Origin of the sequence: Streptomyces sp. NPDC058796, from assembly GCF_042745235.1 — a bacterium.
Lineage (GTDB): Bacteria > Actinomycetota > Actinomycetes > Streptomycetales > Streptomycetaceae > Streptomyces.
In genome coordinates this window covers 149894-163217 of the sequence record NZ_JBHYOP010000001.1, presented here as the reverse complement: position 1 = coordinate 163217, position 13324 = coordinate 149894, and the positions used below count along the sequence as shown (strand labels likewise).

Here is a 13324-nt window from a genome sequence, read left to right as displayed (position 1 = left end):
GGTGACCGGGCGCCGGCCGCTCACTGGGAGCCCCGGAACTCCGGTCCCTCCACGACGAGTCCGGCGACCAGCGCGCCCGACATGCCCGCGTGCGGCAGGCCGCCGCCGGGATGCGACCAGCCGCCGACCGTGAACAGCCCCTCGGTGCGCGTGCTGTTCGCCGGGTGCAGCAGGCGCCCGCCGGCTCCCGCCAGGGCCGGCGCCGGCACCGCGCCGTCCGCCACGCCGGTGGCCGCCGCCACGTCGGCCGGGGTGCGTACCTCGTGCCACAGGAGACGGTCGCGCAGGTCGGGTATCGCACGCTCGGCGGCCCGGACCAGGCGCTCGGCGTGCTCCTGGTGCTCGCCGACGTCCGCCCCACCGCCCGCGGGCACCACCGAGGTCACGGTGACCGCCTCGTGGTCCGGGCCCGGCACCAGCGCCGGATCGTCGGGCCGCAGGACCGTGACCGTCGGCCGCGCGGCCATACCGGGCGTGCTGCCGAACAGTGCCTCCAACTCGGCCTCCCGGTCGGGCGCGTGCACCACCGTCCGGTGCGCCGTCCCCTCCGGACGGCCACCCCGCAGCGCCAGCAGCACCGTCAGCCGGCTCGCCCCGCCGCGCTGCGCCGGCACCTCCCCGTCGCCCCGCGCCGACGAACCCCCGCACAGGCCGTCCAGCACCCCGGGCGCCACCCCGGCGACCACGAACTCCGCCTCCGCCACGCCGCCTTCGGCCAGCTCCACGCCCGCCACCCGGCCGTCCTTCTCGACGACTTTGGTGACCTCGGCGCCGAAGTGGAACTCGACCCGGCGGGCCAGACACCGCTCGTACACCGCCCGCGCCAGCTCCCGCAGACCGCCACCGCGCACGTACCACATGCCGAACGCGTACTCCATGTACGGCAGCACCGCGGTGTTGGCCGGGGCGGTCCTGGGGTCCAGGCCGTGGGCGAGGGCGTGGCTCTCCAGCAGGGCGGTGAGCCGCGTGTCCCGCAGCTCCCAGGCGCCCACCTCGGCGAGCGTGCCGGCCCGGCGGGTGCGCAGCAGCCGCTTGTGCGGGACCGCGGGGTAGGGCTCGCGCTCGGCCAGCACCTCCCAGTTCGGCCAGAGCGGCTCCTCCAGGAGCGGGCGGCGCGTGCGGTCCCAGGTCTCCCGGGCCCGCACCAGGAAGTCGCCCCAGCGCCGCCCGGCGTCCGGGCCGAGCGCGGCGTCCAGGGCCGCGAGGACACCGGCCCGCGAGGCGTTCGGCAGCGAGACGTCCGTGCCGTCCGCGAACACGTGGCGTGCGGAGGGGTCGACCTGGACCAGCTCGACGCAGGACTCCAGCGGCTCCTTGCCGGTCTTGACGAACAGATCGCGCCAGACCGCGGGCAGCGGCAGCAGACCGGGGCCGGTGTCGAAGGAGAACCCGTCCCGCTCGAAGCGGCGCAGGGCACCGCCGTACGTCGCCGTCCGCTCGTACACCGCCACCCGGTGGCCCGCGACGGCCAGCCGGGCGGCGGCCGCCATCGCGCCCGTCCCGGCGCCGATCACCGCAATCCGTGCCATGCCGGCGACTTTATCCGCCGCCACCGACAATCCCGCCCGAGGGTCGGCGGCCCGCGGCGGCGACGGGCGCCGGGCCGGAGCTGAGTACCGCGACGGGCGCGCGCGTGACCGGTCGGCCGGCCACCGTGGTGAGCCGGGGTGCGCACGCCTGAGTAGGTGTACCTACTCCATCAGATGAGTACGCGCGCGGATGGGGGCCGACCTGTGTGAACGAGAGAGTGGAGGCACGGAGAGGGGCACGGCTCCGGCACCGGCGACACGGGGTGCCGGAACGGAGCCGGGCCCGCGATCCGCTCCTTCCGCCGGCCGCGGTCGGCGGGAGCGAGGCACGGGGGGAGCCCGGGGGAACGACCGAGAACGGGGGTTCCTACGGGGGGACGTACGGGGGAGTACGAGAAGGCGCCGGTCCGACGGCGGCCCGCGGGGGACGCGGCCACCACGGACCGGCGCTCTTCGTGCGCGGCGCCTCAGGGGCGGCCGCTCACCCGCCCCTGGAGCAGCCGGGACAGGGCCGAGTGCACGTCGTCCAGAGAGCGCTCCGGCTGGAACGACTTCCAGTCCAGCGCGGCCACCAGGACCATGCCGACCAGGGCGGCGGCGGTCAGCGGCACGTCGATCTCGTCGCTGAACTCCCCGCCCGCCACGCCGTCGCGCAGCACGCCCTCCACCACCGCTACGGCCTCCTGGCGGACCACCAGCAGGGTGGACTGCCAGGCCCGGTTGGTGCGCCACAGCTCGGCCACGTACAGCTGGGTGAAGGCCGGGTAGCGGTCGATGAAGACGAGCCCCGCGCGGATCATGGCGTCCAGGGCGTCGACCCGGCCCCGTCCCTCGCGCGCCGCCTGCTCGGCCGCCTCCCGCAGCGATGCGGTCAGCAGACCGACACCGTGCCGCAGCAGCTCCTCGAAGAGGACGGACTTGCTGGCGAAGTTGTAGTACACCGTGCCCTTCGCGACCCCGGCGCGTTCGGCGATCTCGTCCACGGTGGTGGCGGAGAAGCCCTGCTCGGCGATGAGGGTGACGGCCGCCTCGTAGAGCTTCTGCCGGGTGGCCTCGCGGCGGCCGCTGCCGTGCGAGGTGGCGCTGCTGCTTTCCATGGTCCCGATTGTCACAGCACCCGCCCCCGGTACGTCACCGCAGGGTCCGCCGGGGTCACAGGGTCAGCTCCGGGTGCAGCCGGTCGATGGTCCACACCTGACGGCGGCGGGCCGACAGGGCGGTCAGCGCGAGGGCCGCCGCGGTGAACGCGGCGAGCACCACGCACGCGTGCCACACCGGTTCCAGACCGCCGCCCGTGATGAGCCTCCTGAGGGCCTCGACGACGTGGCTCATCGGCAGGAAGGGGTGCAGCGCGTTGAAGAAGCCCGGACTGGTCTGCACGGGGTACGTGCCGCCCGCGGACGTCAGCTGGAGCATCAGCAGCGCGAGCACCAGGATGCGGCCCGCCGCCCCGAAGCGCGCGTTCAGCCACTGCACGATCGCCGCGAAGCACGCCGTCACCAGGAAGAGGAAGCCCACCGTCCCGGCCGTCCGGGCCATTTCCAGGCCCACCGCCCAGTGCAGCACCGCCATGAGGGCCGCCGTCTGCAGCACCCCGAGCGCCGCCACCGGCAGCCAGCCCGCCAGGGCGATCCGCCAGGCCGACGCCCCCGCGGCGAGCGCGCGCCGGTTCATCGGCGGGATCAGCATGTACGCCACCATGGCGCCCACCCACAGGGAGAGCGGGATGAAGTACGGGGCGAAACCGGTGCCGTAGTTGGGTGCCTGGTGCAGGGACTCGGAGGCCAGCCGGACCGGGTCCGCCATCACCCCGGTGCGCTCGTCGCGCTCCTTCTCGTCGTAGTCGGGGATCCGCCCGGCCCCGTCGTGCAGCCCTCCGGCGAGCTTCTCGGAGCCGTCGGCCAGCTTGAACATGCCGCCGTTCAGGTCGTCGGCACCGGTGCGGAGCTTGCCGACGCCCTCGTCCAGGTCCTTCGCGCCGGTCTTGGCCTTGCCGATGCCCTTGTGGAGCCCCTCGGCGCCGTCGGCGACCTTCCCGGCGCCCGTGTTGAGGTCGTTGACCTTCTTGACGGCGTCGTCGAGGTCCTCGGAGAGGTTCGGGGCGCGCTCGGCGAGGGCCTGGGCCTGCTTCTCCAGGGCGGACAGGTTCCCGTCGAGCTTCTTCAGCTCCTCCTCGCGGTCGGTGACCAGGCCGCTGACGTCTTCGGCGACCGTCGCCACGGTGGCCGCCGCGTCCCTGGCCTTCTCGAGGTCGGGGCAGGCGGCGTCGGGCAGCGCCGGGTCCTCGCAGCGCGTCCGGTACACCTCGGCCAGTGTGTCGGACTCCGCGCGGGCGTCCTTCGCGGCGGCGGGGGCCTGCTCGACCAGGGCGTCCAGGTTCTCGCGGAGCGCGCCGGAGGAGTCGGCGACGAACCGGGCGGTCTCGCCGATGCTCTTCTCGTTGTCCTCCAGGAAGGGGCCCACCCGGCCGGCCGCGCCGTTGACCTTCGCCGCGAGCTTCTCGGTGCCGTCCGCGACCTGCTGGGCGCCCTTCTCCAGGTCGCCCGCCTTGGTGTCCAGCTTCTTCAGGCCCTTGGACAGGTCGCCACTGCCGTCCTCGGCGTCCTTGAGCCCGTCGGCGAGGTCCTGGGTGCCCTTCTCCGCCTTGCCGATGCCGCCCTTGAGCTCGTCCGCGCCCTTGGCCGCCTTCACCGTCTCCCCGTGGATGTCGGAGAAGGAGATGAAGATCCGGTCGAGGAACGACCGCGACGCCTTGCTGGACGCCGCCTCGCGCACCTCGGCGAAGACGGTCCGCGAGATCTGCCCGACGATGTAGTTGTTGGCGTCGTTCGTACGCACCTGGAGGGCGCCGGCCTGAGGCGAGTCGCCCGCGCTGGAGGCGATGCGGCGGCTGAAGTCCGCGGGCATGGTGAGCGACAGGTAGTAGGTGCCGTCCTCGACGCCGTGCCGGGCCTCGGCGGCGCTCACCTCGTGCCAGTCGAAGACCTCGCTCTCGCGCAGCCCCGCGGTGATGTCGTCGCCCGCCGTGAGCCTGCGGCCGTCCGCGGTGGCTCCCCGGTCGTCGTTGACCAGCGCCACGGGGATGCGGTCCAGACGGCCGTACGGGTCCCAGAACGACCACAGGTACAGGGCGCCGTAGAGCAGGGGCAGCAACAGCAGCGCCACCAGGGCGGCCCGCGGCAGCCGTCCGCGCCCGAAGCGCCTGAGCTCAAGCGCGGCCAGCTTCGGCGAGCGCATCGGCGTCCTCCTTCGTCGCGTCGTCGGCGGCGGCGTCGTCCGTCCCGGGGCCGTCCGTCTCGGTGTCCAGGCCGGTGGAGACGGTCACCGCGTCCGCGGGTGCCTCGCTGCACACCGCCACGACCGTCGTGCCCGACGCGGCGATCGACGCCAGCAGGGACCAGACCTCGCCCCGTTCGGCGGCCGACAGCTTGAGATCGGTGTCGTCGACACCGAGCAGCCGGGGGCGGCCGATCAACGCGAGGGCGATCGACAGCCGCAGTGCCTCCGTGCGCTCCAGGTCCCGTACGGCGGTACGCGATCCCTTGGGCAGCGTCTCCAGGTCGAGACCTGCCGCCGCCAGGGCGGCATCGGTCAGGTCCCGCGCCTTCGCCGCCCGCTCCGCGCGCGGGCGCAGCAGGGCGCGCACCGAGTCGCCGAAGCGGCGCTGCAGCAGCGCCCGCTCGCGCAGGTGCTCGGCGACGGTCAGGGCCGGCTCCAGGTCGGTGACACCCGGTACGTGCGCGAGGGCGCTGGTCCGGCGCAGGGCTGACATCTGCCGGGGCAGCCGCAGTCCGCCCACGACCGCCGTGCCGTCGGTCGGCCTCATCCGTCCGGTGAGCGCGAGCAGCAGGCAGGTGCGGCCCGACCCCGACGGCCCCTCCACCGCGATCAGCGAGCCGGGCCCCGCGTCGACGCGGACGCCGCGGAACACCCAGCCGCGTGGTCCCCTCAGCCCGAAGTCGCGGGCCTCCACCGCGAGCCCGTGCGGACCTTCCACGCCGCCTCACCCCTGAGCTGCTTTCGAACTGACTGGTCAGTGCAAAAACTAACCCGAACCTGCGATCGAGGCAAAAGGGCAGGTCAGAACGGATTGTCAGTGGCATACCTCACGATGGGCACATACGGCATCTCGTTACAGAGCGTGCCGTCACGGAGACGACAGGAGGATCGTCATGGCCCACTCGTCCGCAGCCGCCGCCCGGCGGCGCCGCGCAGCCGGCCCTGCACCCTCACTGACCGGCCCGGCGAGCGACGTGCACCCCGTGCTCCGCCGGACGACCGCCCCGCCCGCCGCCCTCGGCCTGCTCGCCCAGGCGAGGGCCGGCCTCGAGGAAGCCACCGTCCTCGAGACACCGAACGAGCGCTACGCGACCGCCCACCTCGCCGCCCTGCGCACGGCAGCCGCCGTGCTCGCCGCCCGGGGCCGGCCGGAGACCACCCCGCGGGCCCGGGCCCGCATCCGCAGCGCCTGGGAAGTGCTGCCCGAGATCGCGCCCGAGCTCGCCGACTGGAGCGCGCTGTTCGCCTCCGGCGCCGCACGCCGGGCGCGGGCCGAGGCGGGCATCCAGGGCGCGGCGGGCAGCCGGGACGCCGACGACCTGATACGCGACGCGGCCATGTTCCTGCGCCTCGTGGAGCGGATGCTGGCCCTCCAGCCGGTACTGCCCCAGCCCCGCCCCGGCCCGGACGGCCCCGGCCCGGACGGCACGCGCGCCGACGCCTCCGGCTCGGACCGGCCGGATGCCGGCTCCCCGCCCCGCGCCGGGGACGCCGGGCCGGGCCGCCCCCTGCCGGACGCGGGCTGAGCAATCCCCGTCCCACCCCGGTCCGCACCCGCCGGGACCGGGCGGGTGCGGACCGGTGGCGGCTCGTGGGTGGAGGCGGCCGCTCGCGTCGAGTGCGTCCGCCCGGTCGAGGGCCCGTCGTTCGCGGCGTCGGTTCCACAGGGTCCGTGTCCGGGCAGGGCCGGCGGCTCGGCCCGCGGGGTGAGCGCCGTCGGGTCGCGTCGGGCGCGTCGGCCGGGGCACTCGGTCGTGGGCACGTCGGCTCAGCGGGCCGCGCCGGGTGGCCGGCCCCGCCGGGCCCCCGGCCCGCAGGCCGCCCGTGCCCGTCCGCGAGGCGGGGGGCGGTACGGGGTGACCGGTCGCCGCACCGGAGGCAATAGGGTGGGAGACGCCTGAAGCCTGCCCCGTCCCGTTCCCGCGCCGGGGCGGCAGCCCGTTCGCTCCGCCCGTGCCCGAGGCGGTGCCGCGCCGAGGAGTCAACTGCCGTGTCGGACCCGATGCGCCCGCCCGTCTCCCCCCACCGCCCTCACACGGCGTCGCCGCGCTCCGAGCCCTCCCGTTCCCGCGCCGCTCTGAGGACCGCCGTGGTCTGGGACGTCCTCCAAGCGGCTCTCGACCGCCGGGTCAAGGCCACCGGCCGCCAGGCGCTGGACGTCCTGGACACCGGTGGCGGCAGCGGCAACTTCGCGGTGCCGGCGGCCCGCCTCGGCCACCGCGTCACCGTCGTCGACCCGAGCCCCAACGCCCTGTTCGCCCTGGAACGCCGGGCCGCCGAGGCCGGTGTCGCCGACCGCGTGCGAGGTGTCCAGGGAGACGCCCGCGGCCTCTTCGACGTGGTCGAGCGCGGTGGTTACGACGTCGTGCTCTGCCACGGCGTCCTGGAGTACGTGGACGACCCAGCCGAGGGCGTGCGCAACGTGGTCGCGGCGCTGCGTCCCGAGGGCGTCCTCAGCCTGCTCGCCGCGGGTCTCGGGGGAGCCGTGCTGGCGCGTGCCCTCGCCGGCCACTTCACGGAGGCCCGGCAGGCCCTCGGTGACCCGGACGGCCGCTGGGGCGAGGGTGACCCCGTGCCGCGCCGGTTCACCGCCGAACAGCTCACCGGCCTGGTCGAGGCCGCCGGGCTCCGGGTGGGCGCCGTGCACGGTGTCCGCGTCTTCGCCGACCTCGTGCCCGGAGTGCTGGTGGACACCGAGCCCGGTGCCATGGACGCGCTGCTGGAGCTGGAGGCCGCGGCGGCCGAACTCGCCGCCTTCCACTCCGTGGCCACCCAGCTCCACGTGCTCGGTGAGACCAGAGGGGCCCAAGAGGACTGAGCCGCCCGGTGGGGTACGGCGCTGATCAGGGGCGCGACTGCACATGGAGTACGCCACAGGCCCCCCGAACGGGGGCCAGTCGCCGTATGATCGAGGGAGACCGCCCGGCATGACGGGTCGGCCGCTGGGGAATGTGAACTTCAGCGAGCCGGCACGGCCATGACGGAGACCGGTTGGCCAATTGGCGTAGAGGGGCGGGTTTCACGGGGGCGATTCCCTGCCTATCCTGAAGAGACCCCCCCGGGTCGCCCCGGCGACTGCACGATGAGGAGGACTCCGTGCCGCTCTCGGAGCACGAGCAGCGCATGCTCGAGCAGATGGAGCGAGCGCTGTACGCCGAAGATCCCAAGTTCGCGACAGCGCTCGAGGGAAGCGGGCTGCGTACGTACACCCGGCGACGGGTCTACCAGGCGGTCGCGGGCTTCCTCGTAGGTATTGCGCTCCTCATGGCCGGTATGGTCGCCCAGCAGGTCTGGCTCAGTGTGGTGGGCTTCCTGGTCATGCTGGGCTGTGCGGTTCTCGCCGTGACCGGCTGGCGCAAGGCCCCGAAGCCGGGCGAGCAACCGGCCGCGGGCGCCGGACCGCAGGGGCGCCACCAGGGAAAACAGAAGCGTTCCATGATGGATCGCATCGACGAGCGCTGGCAGCGGCGCCGGGATGAGCAGCAGGGCGGCCAGTAGCCGCGGGCAACCGCTCACCAGGACATTCGGGTGAGGGGGTGACCACCACCCGGTGGTCACCCCCTCACCCGCGTGTGTGGGCCGGTGCCGCGTGCCACCTGCCCCGCCGGCTCAGCTCCGCTGCCCCGAGGCCTTCCGCAAGGCCGGCCGGGCCGCCGTGACCCGCCGTTTCACGGTCGCCCACCGGGCCGACACCGCCCAGGCCACCCGTACGGTCGAACGCGGGGCGAACCGTGCGCGCAACCGCGTGCGGCGCCCGACCCCGGCCCGCAGACCGGCGCTCGCCCGGAGGACGTCCTCCGTGAGGCCCGCCGTCAGGCGCGGGCGGGGAGCGTAGAGGACCTGCTCCACCGCGTCCGCCACCCGGCGCACCGCAGCGGCTGCCGCCGGGTCGAGGTGTCCGAGCCGCACGATGCGGGCCGCGGCCTTGCGCGGTGTCTGCGACTCCTCCGGCAGGATTCCGAGGTCCCACGCCGTATCGGTCAGCTCCTGCCAGACCGCCAGGGTGTGCGGTCCCGCGTCCGCCTCGGTGCGGCCGTGCGCCCCCAGCCGCACCGACCGGGTGCGCCGCCGCCACAGCAGGGGGGCGAGCGGGACCAGCAGCACCGCCAGGCCGCCGACGCACCAGGCGAGGACCGTGTACCACTTGGTTCCGTTGCCGCCCGTGACCGGCGCGGCGGCGGCGGACTCGCTCGCGCACCCCTGCACCTTCTTCAGCTCGGCCGAGCAGCTCTCGCTGACCGAGGGGGCCGCCGACGGCTCCGTCTGCGGGTTCCGGGACGGCAGGGCCGGGTCGGGCACCGAGCTGCCCGGCACGTCGGTCACGGTGTACGACGGTGTCGAGCCGCGGGTCGGCGTCGGCTCGAAGCGGGTCCAGCCCACACCCTCGAAGTACACCTCCGGCCAGGCGTGCGCGTCCCGCAGCCCCACCGACACCGAACCGTCCGCCTGCGGGGAGCCCGGCGCGAAGCCGACCGCGACCCTGGCCGGAATGTCCAGGGAGCGGGCCATCGCCGCCATGGCGAAGGAGAAGTGGACGCAGAAGCCCTCCTTGTCCTTCAGGAACCGGGCGATCGCCCGGGAGCCACTGCCGACCTCCACCTGGGTGTCGTACTCGAAACCGCCGTTGACCGCGAAGTACTCCTGGAGCCTGACCGCCCGCTCATAGGGGTTCGCCGCGCCGGCGGTGACGTCGCGGGCGGTCTGGGAGACCACGTCGGGCAGCGAGTCCGGCAGTTCCGTGTACTCCCGCTTCAGAGCCGCCGACGGGGGCGGTGCCGCGGCGAGCTGCTCCGCCGTCGGCTGCACGTCGAGGCTCCGCACCTGATAGGTGAGCCCCCGTGTGTTCTGGCCGTGGTCGCCGACCAGGGTCATGCCCACCGGTTCGTAGCGCCAGTTGCCGGGGACGCGGACGCCGCTCGGCGGATACGGCATCGGCAACCAGTCCTGGGCGTACCAGTCGGCGGCCGTGATCGTGGTCCGGGTCTCCGCGCGCCTGACGTCCGGGCCGAGGCCGACCGGGGTCGGGAACGTGCCGTCCGGCACCGCTGTGATGTGCCGCTTGGACGGCTTCCAGGTGGTGCCGTCGAAGTCGTCCAGGGACACGATGCGCAGGTACAGGTTCGATATGTCGCCCGAGTCGGTTTCGAGGGAGAGGACCTGCCGGTTCTCGTCGACGTTGAGGCTGTCGCGCAGGGAGACGAGGGGGTTCACCGCGGAGATCGTGCCGCCGCCCCCGGTGCCGGAGCCGACGCCCGTGTTGGAGCTGTCCAGCAGCCCGCCGTTCATCGCGGGCAGGGCGAGCGGTGCCACCAGGGCGATGCCCAGCGCGAACGCGCCGATGCGCCGCCCGGTGCGGACCGGGGCGACCGCGCCGCCCCGCTCCGCGCCCGGGCCGCGTGGTGCGCCGCCGAAGACCCTGCCCCACTGGGAGAGCCGATCACGCCCCTCGGCCAGGAGCAGCATCAGATAGCCGACCGCGGCGACCAGGAACCACAGCCAGTCGGCACCGCCCTCGGACAGCCCCGCGGCCACCGAGTAGAGGGCGAGCAGCGGCAGCCCGGCCGGTGCGGCGCTCCGGAAGGTCACCGCCAGCGTGTCCACCAGCAACCCGATCACGAGGACACCGCCGACCAGCATCAGCCGGATGCCGTCCGACTCCAGCGGGGCCGGGATCGCGTACCGGGCGATGTCGTCACCGCCCTGTTGCAGCAGGTCGGCGAAGCGCTGGAAGGCCTGCGGGCCGGGGATCAGCCCGGCGAGCGCCTGCTGCCGGGCGAAGACCAGGGTCAGGAGCATCAGTGTGACCAGGGCCTGCGCGGCGACGGTCAGCGGCCGGGCCAGCGGCACCCGCCGGGCGGCCGCGCCCACCCCGGACTGGACCGCCAGCAGGAACGCGGCCTGCAGGATCCAGGTGGCCGGATCGACCAGGGGCAGCAACGCGCACGCCGTCGTCAAGGTGGCCGCCCACGCACACAGCGCCACCCGCGCCCGCCCACTCATCGCGCCCCCTCCCCGCCGCCCGCCGTCGCGAGCCCGGTGCGCTCGCGGTCCGCCTGGCGCCACAGCTCCTCCAGGGGAGCGCCCCGGGGGACGTGCACGGCGGTCCAGCCGGCCTCGCGGAGCATCCGCAGCCGTTCCTCGCTCCTGTCCAACGGGCCGGGTGCGCCGACCGGTTCCCGGGCCCAGCTCTCCGCGTCCAGCACGAAGGCGAGCGCTCCGCCGCTGCGCTGCCGCATCTTGGCGGCCACCGTCGCCTGCTCCTCGTCCAGATCGCCGAAGAACGCCACCAGCAGCCCCTCGTTCCCCCCGCGCAGCACGTCGTACGCCGGGGACAAGCCCGTGCCGTCGGAATGGTCGATCACCGCGAGCGTGTCCATCATCAGCCCGGCCGCGTCGGCCGTGCCCTGGCTCGCGCCCGCGAAGCCGTCGGCGCCCTCGCCGGGCACCGAGTCGCCGGTGTCCGTGAGCAGCCGGACGGAGAAGCCCCGCTCCAGCATGTGCACCAGCACGGACGCCGCGCCCGACACCGCCCACTCGAAGGCCGAATCGGGGCCCGCGCCCTCGAAGGCCCCGCCCCGGGTGTCCAGCAGCACCGTGCAGCGGGCGCGCTGCGGCTGCTCCTCGCGGCGCACCATCAGCTCGCCGTACCGCGCGGTGGACCGCCAGTGCACGCGGCGCAGGTCGTCGCCGTACCGGTACCCGCGCGGGATCACGTCGTCGTCGCCGGCGAGGGCGAGCGAGCGCTGCCGCCCCTCGCCGTACCCCTTCGCCTCCCCGCTCAGCCGCACCGGAGGCAGCGCCTCCACCCGCGGGGTCACGGTCAGGGTGTCGTGCGTCGAGAACGAGCGGGTCAGCTCGCACAGCCCGAAGGGGTCGGTCAGGCGCAGCTGCAGCGGGCCCAGCGGATAGCGGCCGCGCAGGTCCGAGCGGACCCGGTAGGACACCTCGCGGCGACCGCCCGGCTCCACCCGGTCGAGGACGAAGCGGGGGCGCGGGCCGAGCACGTACGGCACCCGGTCCTGGAGCATCAGCAGGCCGGTGGGCAGCCGCGAGACGTTGTCGACACGCAGGTGGACCCGGGCCTCGCTGCCCGCGGGCACCCGCCCGGGGGAGAGCCGGCGGCTGCCCGCCACCCGGTAGCGCGTGCGGTAGAGCACGGTCGCGCAGACCAGGGGCAGCACACCCAGCAGCAGACCGACGCGGAGCAGGTCGCTCTGCCCGAGGACGTACGCGCAGACCGCGGCGGCGATGCCGGCGGCCAGGAAGGAGCGCCCGCGGGTGGTCAGACCCGTCAGGGCGGTGCGGATGCCGCCGCCCTGGTCCCGGTCGTTCTCCGGCCGGTCCGTCCCCCCGGTGTCCATCACAGCCTCCGCGGCGGTTGCTGGCCGTACGCCGACGTGCCGCGGCCCATGCCGTAGCCCGTCTGCTGCTGGGGCGCCGCGGGCACCGGGGTGCGCTGCAGGATCTCCTGCACGACTTGCTCGGCGGTGCGGCGGCCCAGCTGTGCCTGGGCGGTGGGCAGCAGGCGGTGGGCCAGGACGGCGACCGCGAGGGCCTGGACGTCGTCCGGCAGCGCGTACTCCCGGCCGCTCAGCGCGGCGGACGCCTTCGCCGCGCGCAGCAGATGCAGCGTGGCGCGCGGCGAGGCGCCGAGTCTGAGATCCGGGTGGCTGCGGGTGGCGGCGACCAGGTCGACGGCGTACCGCCGGACCGGCTCCGCGACGTGGACGCCCCGGACCGCCTCGATCAGCTTGAGGATCTCGTCCGCGTGCGCCACCGGCTGCAGGTCGTCCAGCGGATTCACCCCGCCGTGCACGTCGAGCATCCGCAGTTCGGCGTCCGGGCTGGGGTAACCGATGGAGACCCGGGCCATGAAGCGGTCGCGCTGGGCCTCCGGCAGCGGGTACGTGCCCTCCATCTCGACCGGGTTCTGCGTCGCCACCACCATGAAGGGGCTGGGCAGCTCGTAGGTCTGCCCGTCGATGGTGACCTGGCGCTCCTCCATCGACTCCAGCAGCGCCGACTGCGTCTTCGGCGAGGCGCGGTTGATCTCGTCGCCGATCACCACCTGGGCGAAGATCGCGCCCGGTTTGAACTCGAAGTCCCGGCGCTGCTGGTCCCAGATGGACACACCGGTGATGTCCGAGGGCAGCAGGTCCGGCGTGAACTGGATCCGGCGCACGGAGCAGTCGATGGACCGCGCCAGCGCCTTGGCCAGCATGGTCTTGCCGACTCCCGGGACGTCCTCGATCAGCAGGTGTCCCTCGGCGAGCAGCACGGTCAGCGAGAGCCGTACGACCTCGGGCTTGCCCTCGATCACGTCCTCCACCGAACCGCGCACGCGCTCGGCCACCGCGGTCATGTCAGTGAGGCTCGCTCGATCGTCATAGGTCGTCACCCGGCCCTCCTCGGCCTTTCCCCGCGCTCCCTGGGAAGCGGGGGTACCCCAATTGCCGGGCCGGCCCGTAAGCGCGGACCGGCCCACCCCGAATCACGGACGCCGCGCGGAAAAGGTT

At 74.5% G+C, this 13324-nt stretch carries 10 protein-coding genes; 3 read left to right on the top strand and 7 right to left on the bottom strand.

Going from position 1 to position 13324, the window contains the following annotated elements:
• Positions 1 to 20: 20 nt before the first annotated feature.
• From ACFW47_RS00720 to ACFW47_RS00705, 4 genes are all read right to left on the bottom strand, one after another.
• Complete coding sequence (locus ACFW47_RS00720) at positions 21 to 1529, bottom strand: phytoene desaturase family protein (protein ID WP_386282747.1); 1509 nt, start codon at positions 1527 to 1529, stop codon at positions 21 to 23.
• 467 nt (positions 1530 to 1996) lie between these two features.
• On the bottom strand, positions 1997 to 2626 hold the full coding sequence (locus ACFW47_RS00715; RefSeq protein ID WP_217252820.1) for a TetR/AcrR family transcriptional regulator: 630 nt from the start codon (positions 2624 to 2626) through the stop codon (positions 1997 to 1999).
• A 55-nt stretch (positions 2627 to 2681) separates the two neighbouring features.
• Positions 2682 to 4766, bottom strand: a complete 2085-nt coding sequence (locus tag ACFW47_RS00710) for a YhgE/Pip family protein (RefSeq protein WP_386282744.1) — start codon at positions 4764 to 4766, stop codon at positions 2682 to 2684.
• Complete coding sequence (locus ACFW47_RS00705) at positions 4738 to 5526, bottom strand: ATP-binding cassette domain-containing protein (protein WP_386304208.1); 789 nt, start codon at positions 5524 to 5526, stop codon at positions 4738 to 4740. Before ACFW47_RS00705 ends, ACFW47_RS00710 begins: the two co-directional genes overlap by 29 nt.
• A 175-nt stretch (positions 5527 to 5701) precedes the next feature.
• Between ACFW47_RS00705 and ACFW47_RS00700 the strand changes: the two genes are divergently transcribed.
• The 3 genes from ACFW47_RS00700 to ACFW47_RS00690 all read left to right on the top strand — a co-directional run bounded on the left by ACFW47_RS00700 (position 5702) and on the right by ACFW47_RS00690 (position 8306).
• Positions 5702 to 6334 carry an SAV_6107 family HEPN domain-containing protein gene (locus tag ACFW47_RS00700; RefSeq protein WP_386304207.1) on the top strand — a complete coding sequence of 211 codons (633 nt, stop codon included), beginning with the start codon at positions 5702 to 5704 and terminating at the stop codon, positions 6332 to 6334.
• Positions 6335 to 6798: 464 nt separating this feature from the next.
• A complete protein-coding gene (locus ACFW47_RS00695) occupies positions 6799 to 7626 on the top strand; it encodes a methyltransferase (protein WP_386304206.1) in 828 nt (275 codons plus the stop codon).
• Positions 7627 to 7904: 278 nt separating this feature from the next.
• Positions 7905 to 8306 (top strand): spore wall synthesis complex protein, encoded by a 402-nt coding sequence (locus ACFW47_RS00690; protein ID WP_386282735.1) that lies wholly within the window; start codon positions 7905 to 7907, stop codon positions 8304 to 8306.
• Between the two features lie 111 nt (positions 8307 to 8417).
• Here the strand turns inward: ACFW47_RS00690 and ACFW47_RS00685 are convergent, their stop codons facing one another.
• Genes ACFW47_RS00685 through ACFW47_RS00675 form a run of 3 tightly spaced genes read right to left on the bottom strand, consistent with a single transcriptional unit; the run spans position 8418 to position 13206 of the window.
• A complete protein-coding gene (locus ACFW47_RS00685) occupies positions 8418 to 10808 on the bottom strand; it encodes a transglutaminaseTgpA domain-containing protein (RefSeq protein ID WP_386304203.1) in 2391 nt (796 codons plus the stop codon).
• Positions 10805 to 12169, bottom strand: coding sequence for a DUF58 domain-containing protein (locus ACFW47_RS00680; RefSeq protein ID WP_386282731.1), 1365 nt, complete (start codon positions 12167 to 12169; stop codon positions 10805 to 10807). Before ACFW47_RS00680 ends, ACFW47_RS00685 begins: the two co-directional genes overlap by 4 nt.
• Positions 12169 to 13206: an AAA family ATPase gene (locus tag ACFW47_RS00675; protein WP_386304201.1), complete on the bottom strand. Its 1038-nt coding sequence runs from the start codon at positions 13204 to 13206 to the stop codon at positions 12169 to 12171. Before ACFW47_RS00675 ends, ACFW47_RS00680 begins: the two co-directional genes overlap by 1 nt.
• Between the last annotated feature and the right edge of the window lie 118 nt (positions 13207 to 13324).